The 23,801-nt window shown below is 69.7% G+C and carries 24 protein-coding genes and 1 tRNA gene; 14 read left to right on the top strand and 11 right to left on the bottom strand.

Annotation, left to right across the window (positions count from 1 at the left end):
* Nucleotides 1-348: 348 nt before the first annotated feature.
* On the top strand, nt 349-513 hold the full coding sequence (locus GVL03_RS22065) for a hypothetical protein (protein ID WP_200847205.1): 165 nt from the start codon (nt 349-351) through the stop codon (nt 511-513).
* 44 nt (nt 514-557) lie between these two features.
* Here the strand turns inward: GVL03_RS22065 and GVL03_RS16130 are convergent, their stop codons facing one another.
* The 5 genes from GVL03_RS16130 to GVL03_RS16150 all read right to left on the bottom strand — a co-directional run bounded on the left by GVL03_RS16130 (nt 558) and on the right by GVL03_RS16150 (nt 4,891).
* Nucleotides 558-1,103, bottom strand: coding sequence for an ATP-binding protein (locus GVL03_RS16130; protein WP_159502032.1), 546 nt, complete (start codon nt 1,101-1,103; stop codon nt 558-560).
* Between the two features lie 93 nt (nt 1,104-1,196).
* Nucleotides 1,197-1,718 carry an ester cyclase gene (locus tag GVL03_RS16135; protein WP_235038204.1) on the bottom strand — a complete coding sequence of 174 codons (522 nt, stop codon included), beginning with the start codon at nt 1,716-1,718 and terminating at the stop codon, nt 1,197-1,199.
* A complete protein-coding gene (locus GVL03_RS16140; protein WP_159502033.1) occupies nt 1,715-3,370 on the bottom strand; it encodes a SulP family inorganic anion transporter in 1,656 nt (551 codons plus the stop codon). The genes GVL03_RS16135 and GVL03_RS16140 overlap by 4 nt, the downstream gene beginning before the upstream one ends.
* On the bottom strand, nt 3,367-3,729 hold the full coding sequence (locus GVL03_RS16145; protein WP_159502034.1) for a helix-turn-helix transcriptional regulator: 363 nt from the start codon (nt 3,727-3,729) through the stop codon (nt 3,367-3,369). Before GVL03_RS16145 ends, GVL03_RS16140 begins: the two co-directional genes overlap by 4 nt.
* 106 nt (nt 3,730-3,835) lie before the next feature.
* Entirely contained in the window at nt 3,836-4,891 is a 1,056-nt protein-coding gene (locus tag GVL03_RS16150) for a LacI family DNA-binding transcriptional regulator (RefSeq protein WP_159502035.1), read from the bottom strand.
* A 192-nt stretch (nt 4,892-5,083) separates the two neighbouring features.
* Between GVL03_RS16150 and GVL03_RS16155 the strand changes: the two genes are divergently transcribed.
* From GVL03_RS16155 to GVL03_RS16175, 5 genes are all read left to right on the top strand, one after another.
* Nucleotides 5,084-6,397 (top strand): extracellular solute-binding protein, encoded by a 1,314-nt coding sequence (locus GVL03_RS16155; protein ID WP_159502036.1) that lies wholly within the window; start codon nt 5,084-5,086, stop codon nt 6,395-6,397.
* Nucleotides 6,394-7,299 (top strand): carbohydrate ABC transporter permease, encoded by a 906-nt coding sequence (locus GVL03_RS16160; RefSeq protein WP_200847206.1) that lies wholly within the window; start codon nt 6,394-6,396, stop codon nt 7,297-7,299. The genes GVL03_RS16155 and GVL03_RS16160 overlap by 4 nt, the downstream gene beginning before the upstream one ends.
* The gene (locus tag GVL03_RS16165; RefSeq protein WP_159502037.1) at nt 7,296-8,126 is read left to right on the top strand and encodes a carbohydrate ABC transporter permease; all 831 of its coding nucleotides are present in this window, start codon (nt 7,296-7,298) and stop codon (nt 8,124-8,126) included. Before GVL03_RS16160 ends, GVL03_RS16165 begins: the two co-directional genes overlap by 4 nt.
* A 35-nt stretch (nt 8,127-8,161) precedes the next feature.
* Nucleotides 8,162-9,166, top strand: a complete 1,005-nt coding sequence (locus GVL03_RS16170) for an NAD(P)-dependent alcohol dehydrogenase (RefSeq protein WP_159502038.1) — start codon at nt 8,162-8,164, stop codon at nt 9,164-9,166.
* 64 nt (nt 9,167-9,230) lie between these two features.
* The gene (locus GVL03_RS16175; protein WP_159502039.1) at nt 9,231-11,201 is read left to right on the top strand and encodes a right-handed parallel beta-helix repeat-containing protein; all 1,971 of its coding nucleotides are present in this window, start codon (nt 9,231-9,233) and stop codon (nt 11,199-11,201) included.
* Between the two features lie 46 nt (nt 11,202-11,247).
* On the opposite strand, the gene GVL03_RS16180 is transcribed toward GVL03_RS16175, so the two are convergent.
* Nucleotides 11,248-12,099, bottom strand: a complete 852-nt coding sequence (locus GVL03_RS16180; protein WP_373683849.1) for a LuxR C-terminal-related transcriptional regulator — start codon at nt 12,097-12,099, stop codon at nt 11,248-11,250.
* A 132-nt stretch (nt 12,100-12,231) separates the two neighbouring features.
* Here GVL03_RS16180 and GVL03_RS16185 point away from each other — a divergent pair, with 132 nt between their 5' ends.
* Both GVL03_RS16185 and GVL03_RS16190 read left to right on the top strand, forming a co-directional pair.
* Entirely contained in the window at nt 12,232-12,585 is a 354-nt protein-coding gene (locus tag GVL03_RS16185) for a DUF485 domain-containing protein (RefSeq protein WP_159502040.1), read from the top strand.
* Nucleotides 12,582-14,204, top strand: coding sequence for a cation acetate symporter (locus GVL03_RS16190; RefSeq protein WP_159502041.1), 1,623 nt, complete (start codon nt 12,582-12,584; stop codon nt 14,202-14,204). Before GVL03_RS16185 ends, GVL03_RS16190 begins: the two co-directional genes overlap by 4 nt.
* A 31-nt stretch (nt 14,205-14,235) precedes the next feature.
* Here the strand turns inward: GVL03_RS16190 and GVL03_RS16195 are convergent, their stop codons facing one another.
* Complete coding sequence (locus GVL03_RS16195; RefSeq protein WP_159502042.1) at nt 14,236-14,754, bottom strand: methylated-DNA--[protein]-cysteine S-methyltransferase; 519 nt, start codon at nt 14,752-14,754, stop codon at nt 14,236-14,238.
* Nucleotides 14,755-14,950: 196 nt separating this feature from the next.
* On the opposite strand from GVL03_RS16195, the gene GVL03_RS16200 reads away from it, so the two are divergent.
* Nucleotides 14,951-18,676 (top strand): AAA family ATPase, encoded by a 3,726-nt coding sequence (locus GVL03_RS16200; protein ID WP_159502043.1) that lies wholly within the window; start codon nt 14,951-14,953, stop codon nt 18,674-18,676.
* Entirely contained in the window at nt 18,663-18,848 is a 186-nt protein-coding gene (locus GVL03_RS16205) for a hypothetical protein (RefSeq protein WP_159502044.1), read from the top strand. The genes GVL03_RS16200 and GVL03_RS16205 overlap by 14 nt, the downstream gene beginning before the upstream one ends.
* 31 nt (nt 18,849-18,879) lie before the next feature.
* Here the strand turns inward: GVL03_RS16205 and mscL are convergent, their stop codons facing one another.
* Genes mscL through GVL03_RS16220 form a run of 3 tightly spaced genes read right to left on the bottom strand, consistent with a single transcriptional unit; the run spans nt 18,880 to nt 20,258 of the window.
* Entirely contained in the window at nt 18,880-19,299 is a 420-nt protein-coding gene (gene mscL, locus GVL03_RS16210) for a large conductance mechanosensitive channel protein MscL (RefSeq protein WP_159502045.1), read from the bottom strand.
* A gap of 30 nt (nt 19,300-19,329) precedes the next feature.
* A complete protein-coding gene (locus GVL03_RS16215) occupies nt 19,330-19,647 on the bottom strand; it encodes an FmdB family zinc ribbon protein (protein WP_159502046.1) in 318 nt (105 codons plus the stop codon).
* 17 nt (nt 19,648-19,664) lie between these two features.
* The gene (locus GVL03_RS16220) at nt 19,665-20,258 is read right to left on the bottom strand and encodes a 5-formyltetrahydrofolate cyclo-ligase (protein ID WP_159502047.1); all 594 of its coding nucleotides are present in this window, start codon (nt 20,256-20,258) and stop codon (nt 19,665-19,667) included.
* A 40-nt stretch (nt 20,259-20,298) separates the two neighbouring features.
* Between GVL03_RS16220 and galU the strand changes: the two genes are divergently transcribed.
* From galU to GVL03_RS16240, 4 genes are all read left to right on the top strand, one after another.
* On the top strand, nt 20,299-21,183 hold the full coding sequence (gene galU, locus GVL03_RS16225; RefSeq protein WP_159502048.1) for a UTP--glucose-1-phosphate uridylyltransferase GalU: 885 nt from the start codon (nt 20,299-20,301) through the stop codon (nt 21,181-21,183).
* Between the two features lie 17 nt (nt 21,184-21,200).
* Nucleotides 21,201-21,836 carry a GNAT family N-acetyltransferase gene (locus GVL03_RS16230; RefSeq protein WP_159502049.1) on the top strand — a complete coding sequence of 212 codons (636 nt, stop codon included), beginning with the start codon at nt 21,201-21,203 and terminating at the stop codon, nt 21,834-21,836.
* A gap of 60 nt (nt 21,837-21,896) precedes the next feature.
* A complete protein-coding gene (locus tag GVL03_RS16235) occupies nt 21,897-22,784 on the top strand; it encodes a large exoprotein (RefSeq protein WP_159502050.1) in 888 nt (295 codons plus the stop codon).
* A gap of 50 nt (nt 22,785-22,834) precedes the next feature.
* A tRNA-Ala gene (locus tag GVL03_RS16240) sits at nt 22,835-22,910 on the top strand.
* Between the two features lie 246 nt (nt 22,911-23,156).
* Here GVL03_RS16240 and GVL03_RS16245 read toward each other — a convergent pair.
* The gene (locus GVL03_RS16245) at nt 23,157-23,381 is read right to left on the bottom strand and encodes a hypothetical protein (protein ID WP_159502051.1); all 225 of its coding nucleotides are present in this window, start codon (nt 23,379-23,381) and stop codon (nt 23,157-23,159) included.
* Between the last annotated feature and the right edge of the window lie 420 nt (nt 23,382-23,801).

Below are 23,801 nucleotides of genomic sequence, written 5' to 3' on the forward strand. Positions count from 1 at the left end.
ACGACCGAGGACCACGTGGACGACCGGGATGCGACGCCCGGAACTCACCCCTGCCCTCGACACATCACCGCCCGTCCATCACACCAGCCGCGCTCAGCCGAGGCTCATCGGTGGATCGGGGCTTAGCCCGCGCCTCGCCCGGCGAGTTGCGCCGGCGAGGTCGCACGCGGAGGGCACCGCATCCGATGGACCGGATGCCGTCCGCGAAGCGGTGGGACCAGAGCGAGGCCCCCGCCCGTAGGACGACGCTGGCCGCCGTCTCCTTCGAAGACGGAGCGGGTCGTATCGTACCCGCGCGTCGACCGACACCCCCTTGCCGTGCCAGGCCGCAGGAGGGATGCTGAGAGCATGTGGATCGCGATCGTCATACTCCTCGTCGTGTGGGCGATACTGTCCGTCGTCGGCTTCGTCTTCGAAGGCCTTCTCTGGTTGGCCATCATCGGCATCATCCTGTTCATCGGAACGCTCGCCGTCGGTCTCATCCAGAACGCGCGGAGGAAGTCCGCCCGCTGACGTCGTCTCCCGTCCCTGTCTGCGAAGGACAGACGGCTCCGCGGCTATGAGGCCGGTCTCCCGTCCCCTCGCCGCAGTTCGTCGGCGATGCGGCGGACGTGACGCGGATCGCGAACGTCTCGTGCATCGATTGCGATCGCCCCCTCTTCCGTCGGCGGTTCGAAGCCCGACACATGGTCGGCCATCACCTCGTCGGTCACGTCGTTGCGGACGGGTACGCACCGGTTCTGACGCAACCGCTTCTGCTGGAGCGCGGTGTCCATCTGGACCCATACGAGGGAGAACCTGGCCTTCTCCCGGCTCGCGACGTCGCGCCAATGGTCTCGCACGAACCGCGGTGACCCGGTGTCGTCGACGATGACGTCGGTGCCGGCCCGGAGCTGCGCACCCGCGCGTTCCTCGGCGATACGGAGCGTCTTGCCCCACTCCTCGCCGGGGATGCCCTGGCCCCCGTAGAGCCCTCGCTCCTCGTTGATGTCATCGAGGCTGAGCACCATGGCACGAAGCTCGTGGGCGAGCAGTCGCGCAAGAGTGCTCTTTCCGGAGAACGAAAGACCGCACATCAGTGTCAGGTTCGCGGTTCTCGACATGCGTCGACGATAGCGATGAGCGGTGCCCGGTGGACATCGGATCAGCGGGATGCGGCCGCCGTTGCGGTACTCAGCGAGCGCCAGGATCCTCACTCAGAGGATTCGTCCTTCGAGTTGGGGCAGCAGCTCGAAGCGGTCGGTCGTGCCGGAGAACTCTGCGATGCGTCCATTCGTCACGCGGTACATCGCGAACTCCGCCACGTTGGCATGTCGTCGCGTCGGTGGGATGCCGTGGAAGGTTCCGAGGTGCGTGCCGCTCGCGCGGAGGTGCGCGGCGAGACGATCCTCCTCGACGAGGAGCTGGATGCGGCGCCAACGCCAGTCGGGAAACGCGTGGAAGAGGTCGGCCATGTCGGCCACCCAGGCATCGGCGCCGCCGGGCAGGTGCGCGCGTCGAACCGAAGGATCCACGAATGAGCGGATCGCCTGGAGATCGTGTCGGTTGCATGCGTCGAGATAGTCGGCGTACCACTCACGCATCTCCCACGGCTCCACCCCCTCATTATCCGGGCCGTTCGCCGCATGGGATCGGGAGAGGAAAGACGCCTGGATCGTCTTTCTGGCCGGCGCGTGCCCTCTCGAGACGTTGGCGAGCGCATTGGAGGGGCCGCTCACGGTCGGTCGGGCGCCGTCCCCGTCGTGGCGTGGGTGCGGGCGTGCTCGATGGCGGCGTCGAGGGTGGTGAAGAGGTGCTTCTGGTGCCGCAGCGCCGAGAGCACCCCGACGGTCTGGAAGAGCTCGAGATGTCCGTCCTGGATGCCCTTGATGAGGACGGTGACGCCGCGCGCCTCGAGGCGCTGGGTGATCTCGGTGAGCGTGTGCGCTCCGGTCGCGTCGACGAGCTCCAGCTGCGACATGCGCAGGATGACGACGGTGACCCCTTGAAGACCGGTGATGGTGTCGAGGATGCGGTCCGCGGAGGCGAATAGGAGGGGGCCGTCGATGCGGAGGATCGCGATCCTGTCGTCGCCGGGCTGCCGCGGCTCCGGGAGGGGTTCCCTCCGCACCTTGGAGGTCTTCGAGAGGGAGCGGAGGGCGAAGATCCCGGCGATGACGACGCCGATCAGGATGGCGACGATCAGGTCGACGGCGACGGTGATGATCGCGGTGATGATGAAGGCGGCCGCGTCGGCGCGGGTCGAGCGCAGGATGGACCTCGCCGTGGCGAGGTGGACCATGCGGATCGCGGTGAGCATGAGGACGCCCGCCAGGGCGGCGAGCGGGATGCGGCCGGCGGGCTGGGCCGCGACGAGCACGACGAGCGCCAGCACCAGGGCATGGGTGATCGCCGCGACGCGCGTGCGCGCGCCGGATCGGACGTTGACCGCGGTGCGGGCGATCGCGCCGGTAGCGGGCATCCCGCCGAACAGTCCGGCCCCGAGAGAGGCGAGGCCCTGCCCGACGAGCTCGCGGTCGGGGTCGTACCGTCCCGTGTCCGCCATCGACGCGGCCACTCGCGCGGACAGGAGCGATTCGATCGCCGCGAGGGCCGCGATCGTCAGGGCGGGAAGGGCGAGCCCGCCGATCGTGGACAGGTCGGCGATCGGGAGCTGCGGGGCGGGGAGCCCGGTCGGGAGGTCGCCGATCTGCGCGAGCGGGTTGGGGACGACCACGCAGATCACGGTCACGACGATGATCGCGACGAGGGATCCCGGGATGGCCGGATGCAGCCGCGGCAGCAGCAGCATGCATGCGGCAACGACCACTACCGCCCCGAGTGCCCACAGCAGGTAGAGCGGGTCGGCGCCGAGCAGCGACGAGACCGCCGTGACCACGACGTTGGTGTGGGCGGCGGAGGGAGTGCCTGCGCCGGTCAGCGCAGGCACCTGCTGGAGGAAGATGATGACCGCGATGCCGAGTGTGAATCCTTCGATCACCGGCCAGGGGATGAACGCGACCGTCCGGCCCAGCCGCAGGATGCCGGCGATCATCACGATGATCCCGGCCATGACGCTGACGAGACCGAGCGCTGCGACGCCGTGGGTGGCGATGATGGGGGCGAGGACGACCACCATCGCACCGGTGGGGCCCGAGACCTGGACGTTCGACCCGCCGAACACGGCCGCGATCACTCCCGCGACGATCGCGGTGATCAGCCCCGCGGTCGCGCCGGCCCCCGACGAGATCCCGAACCCGAGCGCGAGCGGAAGAGCGACGATGCCGACGGTGACGCCGGCGAGGAGGTCGCGGCGCCAGGACCCTCGCAACCCCGCATAGTCCGTCCTGGTCGGCAGCAGTCCCGCCAGGAAGCGTCCCGCTCGTCTCATGGCCGCGGCAGCTGGGGGAGGGAGCGCAGCTCGTCCGACCGTGCGCCGTCGGCCGAGACGATACCGGCCAGGAGAGCCCTCGCAACGCTCAGGAGCTCGGCGACCTCGGGCTGGGCGATCCGGTAGTACACGTGACTGGCACGTCGACCGGATCGCACGAGACGATGGCGACGCAGCACGGTCAGATGCTGCGACAGATGGGAGGCCTCCAGCCCGGTCTCCGATTGCAGTTCCGCGACGCTGTGCTCTGCGCCGTCGGCCAGCAGCTCGAGGATCCGGATCCGCAACGGGTGGGCCAGGCCCTTGAACAGGCCCGCCTTGACCTCGTAGAGCGGGCGCTGGCCGTCACTGAATGGCATGATGAAATCATCATATCAGCCGGCTCCGCCGACGACGGGATGCGGACGCGCGCAGAGTGTCCCGCTTCGCGGACTCGGGTCGTCGACGCATCGCCTGACAGCGCCGTCATCGCCGCGCCTCGTCCGCTGTCGCGTCGACGAGTGCGCGGGTGGAGTCCCGGACGATGAGGGACGTCGCCAGGTGGATGTGCGGACTGCTGGGCCGCGTGCCGTCCATGAGCTCCAGAAGGGTTCGAGCGGCCAAGGCACCCATCTCCGAGAGCGGCTGGCGCACCGTGGTCAGCAACGGCGTCGACCAGCGCGCAGGCTGCACGTCGTCGAACCCGACGACGGAGATGTCGTCGGGACAGTCCAGCCCGAAGCCGCGGGCGCTCTCGATCACGCCGAGCGCGACGCCGTCGCTGACCGAGACGACGGCGGTCGGCGGCTCGGGCAGGCGAGCGAACCGGGCGCCTATCTGCTGACCGTGCTCGAACCCGGTGCCGCCGTATCCGATGTACTCCGGATCCAGGGCGAGCCCCGCGCGTTCGAGGCTGCTGCGATAGCCGGCGAACCGTTCGGCCGCGAAGTCGGTCGTGAGATCCATACCCGCAAACGCGATCCGTCGGTGACCGAGTTCGACGAGGTGGTTCGTCGCACTCGTCGCCCCCGCCCAGTTGGTGGCGCCGATCGTCGTCACCGTCGTGCCGACCTCGGTCTTCGGATCGATGGCGACCAGTGCGACCCCGTGCCTCTCGGCTGCGTCGATCAGTTCGCCGGGGATCGCCGCGGTGACCAGCACGGCGCCGCGCACGCCTGCGGCCGCGTGCCGCAGCACCCAGTCCTCGGCGGTCGGCGGGCGTCCGGGCGCAGGCGAGAGGTCTGCGACGGCGCGAACGCCCAATGCGACGATCTGCTCCATGAGGCCGCTGAGCACCTCGGTCGCATAGACCGTGCCGAAGCTGTCGAAGGCCACGACGACGGTCACGACACGCGGCGGCTCGGGGCGGCCGACGGGGGTGTAGTCGAGGTCGCGCAGCGCGCCTTCGACCCGCTGCCGGGTCGCGGCGCCGACATCGGCGTGCCGATGGATGACCTTCGAGACCGTCGCGACCGAGACGCCGGCCCTCTCCGCGACCTCTTTGAGGGTCGTCCTCCGGCGCGCTCGCTCATGCTGTGTCACGGGACGATGCTAGCAACCGAAGCGAAAGTGTTTCGAGTGTAAAGCTCCGGTAACGACTCGTTCGTTTTGTCCTCCTGAGGGTCTGCGGCTCTTGACGTGTGACTTTCGGCGAGGCACCTTGTCTTTAAAAGCTCAGTTCTACGAAAATCTTTCGATCTGAGTGACATCAATGGGGATGAGGAGACGATGAAGATGAGGACGACATCGCGTGCACGTCGCGGGGCGGCGATCGTGGCGACCGCAGCCGGTCTCGCACTCGTGGCCGGGTGCAGCGGCGCTCAGCCGGGCGGATCGGCGGAGGGCGACGCGACGGCGTGGCCGATCACCGGAGGCGTCCACGAGCAGCTGTGGACGTACAGCTTCGACGCGTGGAACGAGCAGAACCCGGACTCCCCGATCGACGACGAGTTCTTCGCCAACGACGCGTTCAAGGAGCGGATCCGCACCTCGATCGGAGCAGGAACCGATCCCACGCTGATCTTCAACTGGGCCGGTGGCGCCCTGCAGGACTACGTGGACGGTGGCAACGTCGTCGACATCACGGAGGGCACGAGCGATCTCATCGACCGCGTGCTGCCGTCGGTGGCGCAGGCGGGGATCATCGACGGCAAGGTCTATGCGGTGCCCAATGCGCAGAGCCAGCCCGTGATGCTGTACTACAACCAGGAGCTGTTCGACGAGGTCGGCGTCGAGCCCCCGACGAGCTGGTCCGAGCTTCTGGAGGTCGTCCAGGAGTTCAACGACGCGGGCATCGCGCCGTTCTCGGTGGCGGGGCAGTCGCGCTGGCCGTACCTGATGTGGATCCAGTACCTCACCGACCGCATCGGCGGACCCGAGGTGTTCCAGGCGGTGCTCGACGGCGAGGCGGACGCCTGGTCCGATCCGGCGATCCTCCAGGCGCTCGCCTACATCCAGGACCTGGTCGAGGCGGGCGGCTTCGTCGACGGCTACGGCTCGGTCTCGGCCGACGCGAACGCCGATCTCGCGCTGGTCTACACCGGACGCGCGGCGATGCTCCTGCAGGGCAGCTGGGTGTACTCCACGTTCACGGCGGATGCCGCGGATTGGGTCGGGGACGGCAACCTCGGCACCACGGTCTTCCCGGCCGTCGAGGGCGGGGCGGGCGATCCTGCGAACATCGTGGGAAACCCGTCGAACTACTGGGCGGTCTCGGCGAACGCCACCGAGGAGCAGAAGGAGACGGTCACGCGCTACCTGAACGAGCTCGTGTTCGACGAGGACTACACGACGTTCCTCATCGAAGGCGGAGGGGTCCCGCCCATCGCGGGGATCGAGGATCAGCTCGCCGCCCAGGACGATGCCGACTTCCTGACGCTCGCCTACGGCATGGTGCGCGACGCCCCGCATTTCCAGCTGTCCTGGGATCAGGCGCTCCCTCCGGCGGCCGCCCAGGAGCTGCTGACCAACCTGGAGCAGATCTTCCTGCTGCAGAGCTCTCCCGAGCAGTTCGTCACCGCGATGAACGCGACCCTCGCGGTCGAATGACGCAGATCACGAAGGCCGGTGCGGCTCGCCGCCGCCGCACCGGCCCCACCCTGTGGATGGCGGTGCCCTCTCTCGCTCTGTTCGCGGTGTTCGCGCTGCTGCCGCTGTTCGGGGTGATCGTGCTCAGCTTCACGAGCTGGGACGGCCTCGGGACCCCCGCCTGGACCGGCATCGACAACTGGTCGCGCGTGCTCGCCGACCCGACGACCCACAACGCGCTGTGGCTGTCGCTGATCGTGGTGGTGACCGCGTGGCTCGTCCAGACGCCCATCAGCCTGCTGCTCGGGGTGTTCATGGCGGGGCACCAGAGGTATCGCAACGTGCTGTCGATCCTCTATTTCCTGCCGCTGCTGTTCTCGTCCGCTGCGATCGCGATCGCGTTCCGCTCACTGCTCGATCCGAACTTCGGGGTGGGCGCGGCAACCGGTCTCCGGTGGCTCTCGCAGGACTGGCTCGGCAACCCTCAGCTGGCGCTCGGGGTGGTGGTGTTCGTGATCGGCTGGTCGTTCATCCCGTTCCACTCGTTGCTCTATCAGGCAGGAGTGCGGCAGATCCCGGCCACTCTGTACGAGGCCGCCAGACTCGACGGCGCGAACGCGTGGCAGGCCTTCTGGCAGATCACCGTTCCTCAGCTGCGCAACACGATCGTCACGAGCTCCACGCTGATCCTCGTCGGGTCGCTGACGTACTTCGATCTCGTATACGTCCTCACCCAGGGCGGCCCGGGGACCTCGACGCGCATCCTGCCCCTGCACATGTACCTGATGGGGTTCCGCAGCTTCGACATGGGCGGCGCCAGCGTCAGCGCCGTCATCCTCGTGCTGGTCGGCCTGTCGATCTCCTTGATCCTCAACGGCATCGCCAGATCTCATCGCATGGACTCGCAGCAGGAGGGGTTATGAGCCGCGTCGTGGGCACTCGCCCGAACATCGTCGGCGGCCTGCTCGGATGGGGATGGCTGGTGGTCGTGCTGCTGCCGATCTACTTCATCCTGGTCACCAGCATCCGCCGTCAGGCCGACTTCTACCGGGACAACCCGCTCTCGATCCCGGCCGACCCCACGCTCGAGGCATACGGACTGGTGCTCGCGAACGACTTCCTCCGATACTTCGGCAACAGTCTGATCGTGACCGCGGGGACGGTCGCGATCGTGCTGGCCGTGGCGATCATGGCCTCGTACGTCATCGTGCGCTCCCCGTCGCGGTTCGCCCGGCGCAGCTTCGACCTGTACCTCATCGGCATCGCCATCCCCCTGCAGGCGACGATCATCCCCGTCTACTACCTCATCGTGCAGCTGGGACTGTACGACACCCTGCTCGCGCTCGTCCTGCCCTCGGCCGCGTTCGCGATCCCCATCACGGTACTGATCCTGGTCAACTTCATGCGAGACGTGCCGCAGTCGCTGTTCGAATCGATGCGGATGGACGGCGCGGGCGACTGGGCGATCCTCTGGCGGCTCGTGCTGCCGCTGACCCGCCCCGCCCTGGTGACCGTCGGCATCTACAACGCCCTCACGGTGTGGAACGGGTTCCTGTTCCCGCTGGTGCTCACCCAGAGCGCCGAGAACAGGGTGCTGCCGTTGTCGCTGTGGACCTATCAGGGCGAGTTCACGACCAACATCCCCGCGGTGCTTGCCGCCGTCGTCCTGTCGGTGATCCCGCTGGTCGCCGCGTACGCCGTCGGCCGCCGTCAGCTGGTCGCGGGCCTCACCGCGGGGTTCGGAAAATGACCGCACACATCCCTCACGGAGAGAAGAGGCACGAGATGGAGAACCCGAGCGCGGTGCTGCATGCCGTCGGCGACATACGCATCGAGGACAGACCGGTGCCGCATCCGGGGCCGGGTCAGGTGCAGGTCGCGGTGCACGCGGTGGGCGTGTGCGGATCGGACGTGCACTACTACGAACACGGGCGGATCGGCACGATGGTCGTGGAGGCGCCCATGGTGCTGGGCCACGAGGCCGCCGGCGTCGTGACCGAGGTCGGGGAGGGCGTGGACGCGGCCCGGCTCGGCGAGCTCGTCGCGCTCGAGCCCGGCCTCCCGTGCCGGCACTGCGTCGAGTGCAGGTCAGGGCGGTACAACCTCTGTCCCGACGTGCGGTTCTTCGCCACACCGCCCGTCGACGGCGCGTTCGCCCGCTACGTCGTCACCGACGCGGACTTCGCGTACCACGCGCCCGCAGGGCTGGACGCCGCCGCCGCCGCGATGGCGGAGCCCGTGTCAGTCGGGGTCTGGTCGGCCCGAAAGGGAGCGGTCGCACCCGGGTCGCGGGTGCTGGTCACAGGTGCGGGGCCCATCGGCCTCATCTGCGCTCAAGTCGCCCGTGCCTTCGGCGCTGCGAGCGTCGAGATCAGCGACGTCAACGAGCACCGGCTCGCCGTCGCCGCCGCCCTCGGCCTCGACGCGACGGATGCCCGGTCCGGGCGTTCCGACGAGGTCGACGTGCTCATCGAGTGCTCGGGCTCGGCGGCTGCCCTCACAGCGGCCGTGCCGCGGATGGCGCGCGCCGGCCGCATCGTCGTGGTCGGAATGGGGGCCGAGGCGGTCGCGATCGACCTCGGACTGCTGCAGAGCCGTGAGCTGTGGGTGACCGGCACCTTCCGCTACGCGAACACCTATCCGACGGCGCTCGAGCTGATCGCGAGCGGCGCCGTCGCGCTCGAGCCGCTCCTGACCGGGCGCTACCCGCTCGCCGAAGCCGAGCGGGCGCTGCGCGCCGCGCACGAGGACCCACGTGCGCTCAAGGCGATCGTCCTGCCCTGGGCATGACGACGCCGTGCTCCGCGGCCGAGGCCGCATCCCCTCCCCTCCACGCAGAAGGACCTCTCATCGCATGACCGCCGTCATCCATGTCGCCACGACCGGCTCCGACACCGCCGACGGCTCGGAGAGCCGCCCGTTCCGCACGATCGACCACGCCGCCCAGATGGCTCTGCCCGGCGACACCGTGCGCGTGCACGCCGGCGTCTACCGCGAATGGGTCGTGCCGAGGCGCGGCGGCATCAGCGATGCGCGACGCATCGTCTACGAGGCGGCGCCGGGGGAGCAGGTGGTCATCAAGGGCTCGGAGAGGGTGACCGGGTGGGAGCCGGTGGCGGGCACCGTGTGGCGGGCGGTGATCCCTCGCGCGGTCTTCGGCGGGTTCAATCCCTTCGCGGAGGAGGTCGCCGGCGACTGGGTCGTCTACCGTTCCGGCGCGCCCGTCAAGCACCTCGGCGACGTGTATCTGAACGGGCGCAGCTTCTATGAGGCCTCGAGCGTGGCGGAGGTGTCCGATCCGGTGCGGCGCACCGAGGCCGTCGACGACTGGACGGGCTCGGTCGACCGGGTGCGCGACCCCGACCAGACCCGCTACAGGTGGTACGCCGAGGTCGACGAGGAGCAGACGACGGTGTGGGCGAACTTTCAGGGCGCCGACCCGAACGCCGAGCTCGTCGAGGTCAATGTGCGCCGGTCGGTGTTCTTCCCCGCCCAGCACCACCTCGACTACATCACCGTGCGCGGTTTCGAGCTCGCCCAGGCGGCGAGCCCCTGGGCCCCGCCGACGGCCGACCAGCCTGGCCTCATCGGACCCAACTGGGCCAAGGGGTGGATCATCGAGGACAACATCATCCACGACGCGAAATGCTCGGGCATCTCGCTGGGCAAGGAGGCGTCCACCGGGCATAATCTCTCGACGCTCCGCGATGACAAGCCCGGCTACCAGTACCAGCTCGAGTCGGTCTTCGCCGCCCGCCGGATCGGGTGGGACCGTGAGCACATCGGCTCCCACATCGTGCGACGGAACACGATCTTCGACTGCGGGCAGAACGGCATCGTCGGACATCTCGGCTGCGTGTTCTCTACCATCGAGGACAACCACATCCATGACATCGCGGTCAAGCGCGAGTTCTACGGCTACGAGATCGCAGGCATCAAGCTCCACGCCGCCATCGACGTGGAGATCCGGCGCAATCGGATCCAGGACTGCACGCTCGGCATCTGGCTCGACTGGCAGACGCAGGGCACCCGGCTCAGCCGCAACGTCCTCTTCGAGAACAGCCGCGACCTGTTCGTGGAAGTCAGCCACGGCCCTTACCTTGCCGATCACAACGTGTTCGCCTCGAGAGCCTCGCTCGAGCTGTTCAGCCAGGGCGGCGCCTTCGTCAACAACCTGATCTGCGGCACCGTGCGCATCGAGTCCGTGCTCGACCGGGCCACGCCCTACCACCTGCCGCACAGCACCCAGGTGGCCGGGTACGCGCTCATCCACGGCGGCGACGACCGGTTCATCGGCAACGTCTTCCTCGGCGGCGATGTCGCCCGCGCCTACGGGCCGGACGCCGAGGCCGTCGCCGCGCCCGGGTACGGCACGGCCGGATACGACGGCCATCCGTCCTCGTTCGGCGCGTACCTCGCCGAGCTCGCCGCGCAGCCGGCCGGGGACCACCAGCGCTACTTCGGCGTGCCGCAGGCCGTCTACATCCGCGACAACGTCTACGCCAACGGCGCTGTGCCGTTCGGCGCCGAGAGCGGATCGGTCATCGTGGACGAGCCGGTAGAGGTGAGCACGATCGAGGAGGGCGGGACGCTCCACCTCGAGCTGACGATCCCCGCGGCGCTCGCGCGCGCCGTCGGCGAGCGCGTGGAAGGACGCGATCTCGAACGCGTGCGCTTCGTCGATGCCGATTTCGAGGAGCCCGACGGCTCGCCGGTGAGGATCGACATCGACCTGGCGGGTGTGCGAAAGGAGCCCGGAACCGCGTATCCGGCGGGGCCGCTCGCCGACCTCGCGCCGGGACGGAGCCGGATTCGCGTGTGGTGAGCGAGGCGACGTCTCTCGCTGTGCGAGGCGTGGGGCGGCCGTCGCGTCAGGGGAGAAGACCCGCCCGGCGTGCCTTCGCGACCGCCGCGTGCCTGGTCGAGGCGTCGAGCTTGGCCATCGCCGCGGCGAGATACGACTTGACGGTCGTCTCCTTCAGCGCGAGATCCACGGCGATCTCCGCGTTGGTCGAGCCCAGCGCCGCGCAGGCGAGCACGTCGACCTCGCGAGGGGACAGCTGCACGTCGACGTCCTCGGGCGCCGCCGCGCCGCGTGCGACCGCGGCCAGCCGCTCCTCGACGTGTGCCAGGCGCGCGCGTAGCTCCGCGTCCGCGACGGACGCGGCGATGCTGCGCAGCTCCGCGAAGCTCTCCCGCACCTCCTCCCGAGCGGCGGCGTCCAGCCCCGGGTCCTGCGTCACGGGTTCCGCGAGTGCGACGCGACGCGCCACCTCCTCGCGGATCCGGAGCTCCGCGGACAGCTGCTCCGCGATCCGCAGTGCGGGCCGTGCGACCGCATCGTCCACTGCCGACTCCGACCACGACCCGCAGTAGACCATGGCCAGTGTCCGGCCCGCGGCCACCACCGGAACGGCGAAGAGGGTCGCGATGCCCTCGCCGAGGATCGCACGGTCGTAGTCGTGGGTGATCCCGCGCGCCGTGCGGTAGTCGAGGGCGAGCCGCGGGCGCCGCTCCAGCAGCGCGCGGCCGCCGAGCCCCCGCTGCTCCCGTACGACCAGACCCTCGATGCTACGGCTGCGTGCGCCGACGATCGAGGTGACCCGCACCGAGTGGTCCTCCACGAGTCCGCCGAACGCGACGGGGAAGCGAGTGCGCCGGGTGAGCTCCTGCACGGCGCGCGACACGAGCTGCTGCTCGTTCGTCAGTCCGGGGTGCACCACGGCGCGCTACCTACTTCCGGGGGTGTCGGCATCGTCGCCGACTTTCGTAGCGTCGACCCTACCATCGGCACCGACCGGGTGACGATGGCGCCGGCGCAAAGATGCGCCACCGGCATGAGGCAGGGAGGCCACATGACTGACGTGCACGATCGTTCCGCTCCGAACAGCGGGATCGACTACATCGCGGTGGAGGAGTCCGCACCGTTCCAGAAGCTCAAACGGAGCCAACGCAGCTTCGTCTTTCCTCTCGCGATCGCGTTCCTGGTCTGGTACTTCGCGTACGTGCTGCTCTCATCGTTCGCGGTGGAGTTCATGTCGCAGCGGGTCTGGGGCGACATCACGGTCGGGCTCCTGCTCGGCCTCGGGCAGTTCGTGACGACGTTCGCCATCACGATGGGCTACGTCTCGTATGCCAACCGCCGGCTCGACCCGCAGTCGCGGGCGATCCGCGAGGAGCTCGAGCGCCGCGAGGGAGGGAACGCATGAACGAGGTCTTCGGCGCCATCCACGCCGCGGTGCAGACGGTCGAGAACAACCCCATCCTCAACATCTCGATCTTCGGCGCCTTCGTCGCGGTCACCCTGTTCATCGTCATCCGCGCCTCGCGCAACAACAAGACGGCCGCGGACTACTACGCCGCCGGCCGTTCGTTCACGGGGCCGCAGAACGGCTTCGCCATCGCGGGCGACTATCTGTCGGCAGCGTCGTTCCTCGGCATCTGCGGCGCGATCGCGATCAACGGATACGACGGGTTCCTGTATTCGATCGGCTTCCTCGTCGCGTGGCTCGTCGCCCTGCTGCTCGTGGCGGAGCTGATGCGCAACACGGGGCGCTTCACCATGGCCGACGTGCTGTCGTTCCGGCTCAAGGAACGGCCCGTGCGGATGGCGGCGGCGATCACGACGCTCGCGGTGTGCTTCTTCTATCTGCTCGCGCAGATGGCGGGCGCCGGCGGACTCGTGTCGCTGCTGCTGGGCATCGGCGACCAGATCGGCCAGTCGATCGTCGTGGCGGTCGTGGGTCTGCTCATGATCGTCTACGTGCTCATCGGAGGGATGAAGGGGACGACCTGGGTGCAGATCGTCAAGGCTTTCCTGCTCATCGGCGGTGCTCTCGTGATGACGGTGTGGGTGCTCGCGATCAACGGCTTCAACCTCAACACGCTGCTCGAGAGCGCGGTCGCCGCATCCGCCAGCGATCCGCAGGACGCGATCCTCGGACCGGGGCTGCAGTACGGCCAGAACCCGTGGGACTTCATCTCGCTGGCGATCGCCCTGGTGCTCGGCACCGCCGGGCTCCCGCACGTGCTGATGCGCTTCTACACGGTGCCGACGGCCAAGGAGGCGCGTCGCTCGGTGGTCTGGGCGATCTGGCTCATCGGCCTCTTCTACCTGCTCACCCTCGTGCTCGGCTACGGAGCGGGCGCGATGGTCGGCCCCGAGGTCATCGCGGCGGCACCCGGCGGTGTCAACTCGGCCGCCCCGCTCCTGGCGCTGTACCTCGGCGGACCGCTGCTGCTCGGCTTCATCTCCGCGGTGGCGTTCGCGACCATCCTCGCGGTCGTGGCAGGTCTCACGATCACCGCGGCGGCATCGTTCGCGCACGACATCTACGCGAGCGTGGTGAAGAAGGGCAAGGTCCCGCCGGACGGCGAGGTCAAGGTCGCCCGTCGCACGGTCGTCGTCATCGGGATCCTCGCGATCGTCGGCGGGATCGGGGTGCAGGGGCAGAACGTCGCGTTCCTCGTCGCCCTGGCCTTCGCCGTCGCGGCGTCGGCGAACCTGCCGACGATCCTCTACTCGCTGTTCTGGCGACGGTTCACGACGCGCGGCGCGGTGTGGAGCATGTACGGGGGACTCGGTGCGGCGATCATCCTCATCGTGCTCTCGCCGGTGTTCTGGGGCACGGAGACGAGCGTCTTCAAGAACGTCGGCGTGGCGATCTGGCCGCTCAACAACCCGGGCATCGTCTCCATCCCGCTCGGGTTCTTCCTGGGCTGGCTCGGGTCGGTCACCTCGCGCCGTGCGGAGGACCGCCGCAAGGCCGCGGAGATGGAGGTGCGCTCGCTCACGGGCTTCGGCGCGGAGAAGGCGACCTCGCACTGATCCCACGGAGACGAACCGTCCGGCGGGCGGCCTACACGCCGGCCGGACGGTTCGAGCGTTCGAGATCGAGCAGGAACCGCTTGATGTCGGGACGTCCGCCGTACTCGCCGATCGACCCGTCCGCGCGCACCACGCGATGGACCGGGACGACGAGCGAGAGAGGGGTCAGCCGGCAGGCGGTGCCGACGGCGCGGTGCGCACGCGCGGTGCCCGCGGCGATCGCGACCTCGCCGTAGCTGGCCGTCTCGCCGTAGGGGATCCGCGTGATCGCCTCCAACGCCGCTCGCGTGAAGCCGGTCACCAACGACAGGTCGAGAGGCACGTCGAACCGCCGGCGCTTCCCGTCGAAGTACTCGTCCAGCTGGTCCGCGACGTCTGCGTTCGACGCCTCGTCGTGCTCCGGCACCGCGTGCAGCGCGCGCACCCACGGCTCGAGAGCCGCTCCCAACGGGGCGTCGAGGATCTCGAGCCCGAGCAGTCCTTCCACCGAGCGCAGGAGCAGGGCGTCGCCGATGGGGGTCGGATGGATGCGGAAGGTCGCGGTCGTCATGGAACCATCATCGTCCGGGGCCTCCGTCGCGGGTCCGGCGAGCGGCGGACGGGGGATGAACGGGCCGCTTCCCGGGGTGGGGAGGAGCGTTCGGGGGAAGGGCAGGAACGGCCGATCAGCCCGGCGTGTCGTCGATTCGCGCGAAACCCGCGCGGAATGAGCGATCCCGGGGCCACGCGCGCCTAAGGTGACACGTGTGTGGCGTGGAGAAGGAACGGCGACAGCCGGTGAGGACGACGTCGAGGCGACGAACCCCGTGCGCCCCGGCGATCTCGGCGTCGCCGAGCCCGGAGTCGCCGTGACGCACGTCGCCGAACCCGAACGGACGCGGATCCGCGCGCAGGCCGCCCTCCTCGGCGGCCGCTCGACGCTCCTCTTCTACGAGGACACCGTCGAGCACGGCGTCGACATCAACAAGGCCCATCCGGGGAGCCTCCCGCAGTTCCTCACCGGTCGCTCGACCCTCCTGTCGAATCTCTACCGGGACGAGGTGGCGCTGCGCACCGCCCGTCTCGCGGCCGAGCGGATCACCGCGAAGAACGTCGAGCTGCGCACCGCCCGTGGGCTCAAGAGCGTCGCGCTCGCCGTCGGCATGGCATCCTGGCGCATCGGAGGCATCGTCTGCACGGCGCCCGTTCTGCTCCGGCCCCTCGCGATCCGTCGCCACCACACCGATTTCGAGCTGAAGCTGCGCGGCGCGTTCACGGTGAACCCCGAGCTCGTCCGCGCCCTCGGCACGCACTTCGGCATCCACCTGGACTCGGTGGCGCTCGCCTCGCTCGCCCACGACGGCAACGTCTTCCGTCCCCAGCCGGTGATCGACCACCTCCGAGCCCTGACGACCCATATCCCGACCTTCACCGTGACGCCGCGGCTGGTCGTCTCGAACTTCGCGGACGTCGGGTCCGGGATGGCGCGCGACACCGCGGATCTCGACCATCCGGTGCTGAACGCGCTCGCCGGACACCCGGCCGATCGTGAACGACTCGCGTTGCGCCCGGCCCTGCCGACCGTCACGAGCCCCGACGATCGCACCCCCGCCGCCGACACGCTGCTGCTCGACGCCGACGAGGAGCAGGAAGCGGTGCTCGCCCGGATCGCGGCGGGACACTCCCTCGCCGTGCACACCCTGCCCGGCACGGGCGGCACCCAGACCGTGATCAACGCGGTGGGCGCGCTCGTGCAGAGCGGAAAGCGGGTGCTCGTCGTGAGCGCCCGCCGCTCCACGCTCGACGGCGTGCGGCACCGCATGGCCGGAATCGGCCTCGACGGTCTCGCGGTCACGCCGCGCCAGCTGCACCGAGATCTCATCCGCGCGATCGGCCGCAACGAGAAGGCCGAGCAGCCCAAGGTCTCCGAGATCGACGACGCGCTCGTGCGGCTACGCACGGTGCTGCGCGACTACCGCTCGGCGCTGACCGTGCAGCACCCGAGTCTCGGAGCGTCGGCGCTCGACGTGGTGCGACGCCTCACCGAGCTCGCGACCCTCTCGCCGTCACCGTCGACGACCGCCCGGTTCGACGTGGCGACGCTCCAGGACCTCCGCGACGGGCGGCAGCACGCCGCGGCCAAGCTGGTCGCCGCCGCGAAGCTGGGCGAGTTCCGCTTCGGCCCCGACGACTCGCCCTGGTACGGGGTCACATTCGAGACGACGGCGGACGCCCGCGCCGCCCACGCGGCGGCGGGCAGGCTCAGCGGCCAGGACGTGCCGCACCTGCTCGAGCGCGGGTACGAGCTGATCGCGCAGACGCGGATGCGGCCGTTCCGCACCGTCGACGAGCTGGGGGAGTACCTGCGACTGCTGCAGGGGATCCGCGAGACGCTCGACAAGTTCTCGCCGACGGTCTTCGAGCGGCCGCTGATCGAGCTCATCCAGGCGCACGCGCCCAAGCGCGACGCCCCGAACATGAGCAGCGCGAACCGCCGGCGTCTGAAGCGGCTCTCCCGCGAGTACGTGCGAGCCGGGGTGCACGTGGGCGACATGTACGAGGCCCTGGTGCGCATCCAGCAGCAGCGCGCCGAGTGGCAGCGGATCGTCGATGCCGGTGTCATGCCCGAGGTTCCGACGGGGCTCGCGGACGTGCACGTCGCCTGGCAGCGGGTGCACGCCCAGCTCGGCGAGCTCGACGAGACCCTGCGCCGACGCGAGTCCGCACGCCTCGCCTCGCTTCCGGTCGCACATCTCGTGCGGACGCTCGCGGGGCTCGCGGCCGAGTCGGCGTACTTCGAGAACCTCGTGGAGCGGGCGACCCTCCGTGGCGAGCTCGACCGGATGGGGCTCGCCCCGCTGCTGACCGAGCTCTCGGTCCGGCACGCCCCGGAGGAGCAGGTCGCGGCCGAGCTCGAGTTCGCGTGGTGGCAGTCGGCGCTCGAGCACCTGCTGCGCGCGGATCGGGCGCTGCTGGGCGCGAACACGGCGGTGCTCGACCGTCTGGAACGCGACTTCCGTCTGGTCGACGAGGCGCACGCCGCCGCATCCGGCCCGTTGCTCGCGGCGCAGCTGGCGACGCAGTGGAAGATCGGGCTCGTCGACTACTCCGGCGAGGCCGCCGCGCTCAAGCTGGCGCTGAAGAACGGGATCGGCGATCCCGAGCAGCTCGCCCGCACCGCGCCGAGCCTTCTCCGGGTCCTCGCGCCGGTCTGGCTGGCGTCCCCGTACGAAGTTCCGGACATCCCGGACGCCCCGGCGTTCGACGTGGTCATCATCGCGGATGCGGCGGCCCTCTGCCTCGCCGAGGCGGCCCCCGCCCTTCGTCGCGCGCGCCAGGTCGTGCTCTTCGGCGACCCGGTCACCCAGAAGCCGACCCCGTTCGCGGTGGGCGCCGGAGCCCGTGCCGAGGTCGACGAGTTCGACGAGCCGTTCGACGAGACCTCCGTGTTCGAGCGGCTCGCCGGCCTGATCGACGTCGCCACCCTCACCCGCAGCTACCGCGCCGGGGGCGAGGACCTCGCCGAGCTCGTGAACGACGCGTTCTACGGAGGCGAGATCGTCTCCCTGCCGTGGGCGGGGTCGTACCTCGGCCGCGGGAGCCTGAGCATCGACTACGTCGAGGGCGGAACGGGCACGCCCGACCCGCTGTCGGGGGCGGTGGAGAGCCCGGATGCCGAGGTCTCCCGCATCGTGACGCTGGTGATCGAGCACGCGGTCAACCGCGGCGCCGAGTCGCTCATGGTCGTCACCGCAAGCAGGCGGCATGCGGAACGCATCCGGGCCGCGGTGGACGCCGCGTTCGCCGGGCGCTCCGACGTCGCCGACTTCGTCTCGCGCGAGACGGCCGAGCCGTTCGCCGTGCTGACCCTCGAGGAGTCGGTCGCGGAGAGTCGCGACCGCGTCATCCTCTCCCTCGGTTTCGGCCTCACCAAGCACGGGCGCGTTCTGAGCGACTTCGGCGATCTGTCGACGCCCGACGGCGAACGACTGCTCACGGTCGGCATGACCCGCGCGCGTCGCTCGATGGTCGTGGTCTCCTCGATCCGGCCGACCGCCTTCGAGGACGGTCGCCTCGAGCACGGTGCCGCGACGCTGATGAACATCCTGGGCGGGGTGGCCGCGCGCCAGCGGGAGCATCGGCTCGAGGACCTCGCCGATCCGATGACCCGCGTGCTGGCACGGGAGCTCCGCGCACGCGGCGTCACCGTCGACCTCCAGTACCGGGGCCTGCTGCCGCTGGTCGCGCGGCACGGGGGCAAGGCGGTCGTCGTCGAGTGCGATCCCGAGACCCGTGCCGAGTCGCTGCGTGAGTCCCTGCGCCTGCGTCCTCAGATCCTGCGCCGGCTCGGCTGGCACTACGTGCGCGTGCACGCGTTCGACCTCTACAGCGACCCGGCGTCCGTCGCAGCGCGTGTCGCCGGGCTCCTCGGTGCCTCGGCCGACGCGGGCTCGTCCCAGGCGTCGACGCAGCCGCTCGATGTCATCGAGTGAGCCGCGCCAGCGGGTCGAGCGGGTGGCCGGCTCGCGCCGGGCGAGGCTGACCGCTGCCCCCGGCGCGACCGACGAGCCCGCCGACGCCGTGCACGACGACGCCGCATCCGCGTCGTCCGATGGAGGCCCGAACGACGAGCGGATGCGGCGCGAGGTGCCGCCGCACTACTGACCGCGCGGCGTGCCCGGTCGGCGGACGGCGCTCAGATCCGCGTCTTGTCCTGCTTCTCGAGCAGATCGCGGATCTGGATGAGGAGCTCCTGCTCGGTCGGCAGCTTCTCCTCCTCCTGCTCGGTGACACCGGCCTTGGCTGCCTGGCGCTCCTTCCAGGTGTTCATCGGCAGGACGAACACGAAGTAGACGACGACCGCGACCGCGAGGAAGCTGATGACCGCGTTGATCAGGTCGCCCACCGGGAAGGTGACGGTGCCCCCGTAGAGGTCGGGGATGGGGAAGCCGACGGTGCCGGTGTCATCCGCCTTCCAGAAGATCTCGATGAGCGGGGTGATGACGCTCGCGACGACCGCATTGACGACCGCGGTGAACGCGGCGCCGATGACGACCGCGACCGCGAGATCGATGACGTTGCCGCGCATGATGAAGTCTTTGAAACCTTTGAGCATGTGCCGCTCCTTCCTCTCGTGCATGCCCGGTCAGGATGTGGCCGGGCTCTTCGCCTCCGGCTTCGATGATGTCGGAGTCGGGGCGGAGTCTCCAGACGACGAGCCGGTGGAGGCCGTGGCCGACTCGCTCTTCTTCTCTCCGCTCTTGTCGCCGCCGGCGGCTGCGCCGCCCGCGCGGGAGTCCGTGCGGTAGAAGCCGGAGCCGTTGAACGTCACGCCGATCGAGCCGTACTCCTTGCGCAGGACGCCGCCGCACTCGGGGCACTCGGTCAGCGTGGGGTCGGCGAACGACTGCACGGCGTCGAATCGATGGCCGCAGGTCTTGCAGGCATAGGCGTAGGTGGGCATGAGGCTCCTGGTGCGGGTCAGCCTGCGAGGGGCAGGTCGAGGATGCGGGTGGGGGTCACGACGCCGGTGACCGGCTGGTCATGCTTGTCCCGGGGGACGTCGTCGAGCAACTCGGTGTCGAAGACGATCGCGTAGACCGGCGGGCAGCCCTCCATCGAACCGATCGTCTTGTCGAAGTAACCGCGTCCCCAGCCCAGGCGCATGCCGGAGCGGTCGACGGCGGCGGCGGGGATGATCATGAGGTCGACGTCGTTCACCGCGATCGGCCCGAGCAGCTCGCCGACGGGCTCGGGAAGGCCGAAGAGCCCCTCCGCGATCTCGCCGTCGGCCGTGGCGACCGTCCAGTCGAGGAGCCCGTCGACGCGGGTGATCGGAAGGAGCACGCGGATGCCGCGTGACACCGCCTCGCGGACGAATCGGCGGGTGTCGGGCTCGGTCGTCGTCGACAGGAAGCACGACACCGACGACGCGTCGTACCGGGCGATCAGGGCGTCGAGCTGGGCGGCGATGCCGACGCTCGCGTCCTCGCGCGCGGCCGCGGCGATGATCTGGCGTCGCTCCCGCAGGTCCGCGCGGAGCGCGCGCTTGGCCTGATCTATCACGTCGGACATGGTGAAGAGTCTAGGTTCCGCCGACCGATATGATCGGCGCATGTCGCACAAGCCCTTCAAAGCCGTGATCCCCGCCGCCGGTCTCGGCACCCGTTTTCTGCCGGCGACCAAGGCCATGCCCAAGGAGATGCTGCCCGTCGTCGACAAGCCGGCGATCCAGTACGTCGTCGAAGAGGCGGTGCACGCCGGCATCGAGGACGTGCTCATCATCATCGGGCGCAACAAGAACAACATCGCGAACCACTTCGACTCGATGCCCGAGCTCGAGGAGAAGCTGCGACAGAAGGGCGACTCCGACAAGCTCGCGAAGGTCGAGCACTCGAACGATCTGGCCGACATCCACCTGGTGCGCCAGGGCGAGCCCAAGGGTCTCGGTCACGCGGTGCTGCGCGCCCGCGCCCACGTCGGGGACCACCCCTTCGCGGTGCTGCTCGGCGACGACCTGATCGACGAGCGCGACCCGCTGCTGACGACGATGCTCGCGGAGTACGACAAGCGCGGCGCGACGGTGATCGCGCTCATGGAGGTCGATCCCGACAGCATCCACCTGTACGGCGCCGCGGCGATCGAGCCGACCGAGACCGACGGGGTCGTCAGGGTGACCGGTCTCGTCGAGAAGCCGCGCAAGGAGGACGCTCCCTCAAACCTCGCCATCATCGGGCGCTATGTGCTGAGCCCCGACGTGTTCGACGTGCTCGAGCACACCGAGCCGGGCAAGGGCGGCGAGATCCAGCTGACCGATGCGCTGCAGGAGCTGGCGACGGACACGAACGCCGGTGTGTACGGTGTGGTCTTCAGCGGGCGTCGATACGACACCGGTGACCGGCTCGACTACATCAAGGCGATCGTGCAGCTCGCCTCCGACCGGGAAGACCTCGGGCCCGACCTTCGCCCGTGGCTGAAGGACTTCGCGGCCGGCCTCTGATCTCCTGGCGACGTGCTGTGGACCTGTCGGCGTCCCGCAGTCACGGACCGGTGTCGATCCGGCTCGTGCGCAACCGCGATGCCCGGGTGCTGCAGGACCATCTGATCTCGAATCGTGCGTGGCTGCGCCCGTGGGAGGCCACCAGCCCCGACGGCGCGGTCCCGCTGGACATGAAGGTCGGCATCCGCCGTCTGCTGCAGCAGCACCGCGACGGCGCGGGCGTGCCGTTCGTGATGGAGTACGACGGGCAGGTGGCGGGGCAGCTCAACGTGTGGGGGATCGCCCGCGGATCATTGTCGTCGGCGACAATCGGATACTGGGTCGCGCGGGAGTTCGCGGGGCGGGACATCACGCCGATCTCGGTCGCGATGGCGACCGATGTGTGCTTCACCGAACTGCGTCTGCACCGGATGGAGATCTGCATCCGTCCGGAGAACCGGGCCAGTCTCCGGGTCGTCGAGAAGCTGGGCTTCCGATACGAGGGTCTGCGGCGTCGCTACATCCACATCGACGGCGACTGGCGGGACCACTTCGCCTTCGCGCTCGTGCGCGAGGAGGTGCCGGAGGGAGTACTCGACAGGTGGGCGTCGGGACAGGTGCCGCGTGGCGCGGCCGACATCCCGCCCGCCGACCGCGCCGCCGCGGAGGGGTGACCGGCGCGACACGCGCGGGGGTGCCGCACAAGCACGCTCGCGTCACCTACCGTTGACCGCATGGGTGGACAGGTACTGGGCGGCGGGGTGATCGTCCTCGTCGCGGTCGCCCTCTGGATGCTCTATCTGCTGCCCAGCTGGCACAGCCGGCATCAGTACAACGCGGCCGAGCGGAATGCCGTGCGGCTGAGTCAGGCCCTCCGCGTGCTCGCCGAGACGAGCGAGACGCCCGAGGAGGTGCGCCTGGAGCTGTCGGCCCGTACGGCGGCCGCGCAGCAGAAGCTCGCTCGGCAGGCGCTTGCGGAGAAGGAGCGGACCGAGCTCGCACAGGCGCGTGCCGAGCTGGAGACCGCGCGCTCGGAGGCCCGGTCTGCCCGCGCGGAACCGGGTGTGCGTCGGGCGCGTGCTCGTCGTCGGACGCGATTCGCGGCGACGACGGCGGGGCTCCTCTCCGCTGCCGCTGCCGGCGTCGGAGTATGGACGCTGCTCGCCTTCGCCTCGTCCGCGTTGTTGTGGGTCGGGGGCGTCGGAACGCTGCTCAGCGTGATGACGTTGCACCGCATGTCCAAGGTGGCCACCCGCGCGGTGCGCCGCACGGCGGAGGCGGCATCCGTGACCCGCGCCGTGGAGGTGCAGGACGTCGCGCTTCCCGCCGAGAGCCGATCGACCTGGCAGCCCCGCACGCTTCCCCGGCCGCTGTCGTCGTCGGCGGGTTCGACGGCGGCGGCGGTACGAGACGCCGCGGACGCGCGCGAAGCCCTTCGCCGCGCCGCACTCGACGAGGCCAAGCGCGAGCGTGCTGCGGCGCAGGCGCCGACGCCGATCGAGGTCGCTCGTGTGGCCGATCAGCCCGCTGCGGCCTCCGCGTTCTCGCGGATGGGCTACGTCGATGACGCCGAGATCGAGGCGCACGTGCGCAAGCTCCTGCAGGACCGCGTCGCCGGCTGACCGGCGTCGCAGGGGAGGGGCTCGTGCGTGATAATGTAACTGAGGTTCTTGGGCCTGTGGCGCAGTTGGTAGCGCGCTTCGTTCGCAATGAAGAGGTCAGGGGTTCGAATCCCCTCAGGTCCACCATGTGTTGAGTCGGGACAGGGACATCTGAGTCGTGACATAGTCGACGTCGTCGGTTGCGCCAGTAGGTCTCGTCGGGATTGATGGTTCCCGCGCCCGTACGCTCTCGGACGCCGATCAGCGACGGGATGGCTCGAATCCCGCGAAGACGGCGCCGCGGATCCGCGCCCAGTCCTGCCAGTAGTCGGGAACGACCTCGGAGCGCAGCCAGATGCCGAAGTCCATCGCTGACGGCTCTGAGCACGGTGATCACCGTGTCCGGCTCCGTGTACTCGCCACGGCGGGACGGAGCGGACGTTCGACCTGGTGCAGGTAGTAGTCGTGGGCCGGATGACCGGGCAGAGCCACGGCCTCGATCTCGAGGGCGTCGAAGTTCCGTGTCTCGGTCGAGTTCCTCTCGATGTGTCGGACGAGCGCGTCTGCGAAGTCGAGGAGTGTTCCGTCCGCGCCGAGACTGTCGACGAAGGAGCTCACGGCGGCGAGTTCCTCCGCGTCGCGCTGTGCGAGCAGCTCCCCCAGCAGGGGCCTCAGCCCCGCAGGTGGTGCAGCAGCCCAGCGGGCCCAGGGCTGAGCCCGGGCCCCCGGGTGGAGATCAGATCACGAGTGCGCTGGAGGATCTCGGCTCTGCGAGCCTCCGGGGTGAGGCGTCGTGCCAGGCCACTCCCTGCTCGGTTCGCATCGCGACCGCTATCGATCGTGTCGGCCTCTGGCCACATCGGAACAGGGGATACCGCCGGCGTCGTCCCCGCCTGCGAACGAGGGTGTCGTCCGGAGGCGAGCGCCGCAGCTCACCGCCCGAGTCCGCGGGTACCCGAGTCGTATCCGGCGCAGTCGGGCGCGCTCCCGTCCGAGGTGCTCACTGCCGCGCGGCGCGGGCGGGGATCGTCCAGGGGG

Origin of the sequence: Microbacterium sp. 18062, from assembly GCF_902706225.1 — a bacterium.
Taxonomy (GTDB): domain Bacteria; phylum Actinomycetota; class Actinomycetes; order Actinomycetales; family Microbacteriaceae; genus Microbacterium.

Coding starts and splice junctions, on each gene's coding strand:
- GVL03_RS22065 (WP_200847205.1), top strand. CDS start 349: ATGTGGATCGCGATCGTCATACTCCTCGTCGTGTGGGCGATACTGTCC.
- GVL03_RS16130 (WP_159502032.1), bottom strand. CDS start 1,103: ATGTCGAGAACCGCGAACCTGACACTGATGTGCGGTCTTTCGTTCTCC.
- GVL03_RS16140 (WP_159502033.1), bottom strand. CDS start 3,370: ATGAGACGAGCGGGACGCTTCCTGGCGGGACTGCTGCCGACCAGGACG.
- GVL03_RS16145 (WP_159502034.1), bottom strand. CDS start 3,729: ATGCCATTCAGTGACGGCCAGCGCCCGCTCTACGAGGTCAAGGCGGGC.
- GVL03_RS16155 (WP_159502036.1), top strand. CDS start 5,084: ATGAGGACGACATCGCGTGCACGTCGCGGGGCGGCGATCGTGGCGACC.
- GVL03_RS16160 (WP_200847206.1), top strand. CDS start 6,394: ATGACGCAGATCACGAAGGCCGGTGCGGCTCGCCGCCGCCGCACCGGC.
- GVL03_RS16165 (WP_159502037.1), top strand. CDS start 7,296: ATGAGCCGCGTCGTGGGCACTCGCCCGAACATCGTCGGCGGCCTGCTC.
- GVL03_RS16170 (WP_159502038.1), top strand. CDS start 8,162: ATGGAGAACCCGAGCGCGGTGCTGCATGCCGTCGGCGACATACGCATC.
- GVL03_RS16175 (WP_159502039.1), top strand. CDS start 9,231: ATGACCGCCGTCATCCATGTCGCCACGACCGGCTCCGACACCGCCGAC.
- GVL03_RS16185 (WP_159502040.1), top strand. CDS start 12,232: ATGACTGACGTGCACGATCGTTCCGCTCCGAACAGCGGGATCGACTAC.
- GVL03_RS16190 (WP_159502041.1), top strand. CDS start 12,582: ATGAACGAGGTCTTCGGCGCCATCCACGCCGCGGTGCAGACGGTCGAG.
- GVL03_RS16195 (WP_159502042.1), bottom strand. CDS start 14,754: ATGACGACCGCGACCTTCCGCATCCATCCGACCCCCATCGGCGACGCC.
- GVL03_RS16205 (WP_159502044.1), top strand. CDS start 18,663: ATGTCATCGAGTGAGCCGCGCCAGCGGGTCGAGCGGGTGGCCGGCTCG.
- mscL (WP_159502045.1), bottom strand. CDS start 19,299: ATGCTCAAAGGTTTCAAAGACTTCATCATGCGCGGCAACGTCATCGAT.
- GVL03_RS16215 (WP_159502046.1), bottom strand. CDS start 19,647: ATGCCCACCTACGCCTATGCCTGCAAGACCTGCGGCCATCGATTCGAC.
- GVL03_RS16220 (WP_159502047.1), bottom strand. CDS start 20,258: ATGTCCGACGTGATAGATCAGGCCAAGCGCGCGCTCCGCGCGGACCTG.
- galU (WP_159502048.1), top strand. CDS start 20,299: ATGTCGCACAAGCCCTTCAAAGCCGTGATCCCCGCCGCCGGTCTCGGC.
- GVL03_RS16235 (WP_159502050.1), top strand. CDS start 21,897: ATGGGTGGACAGGTACTGGGCGGCGGGGTGATCGTCCTCGTCGCGGTC.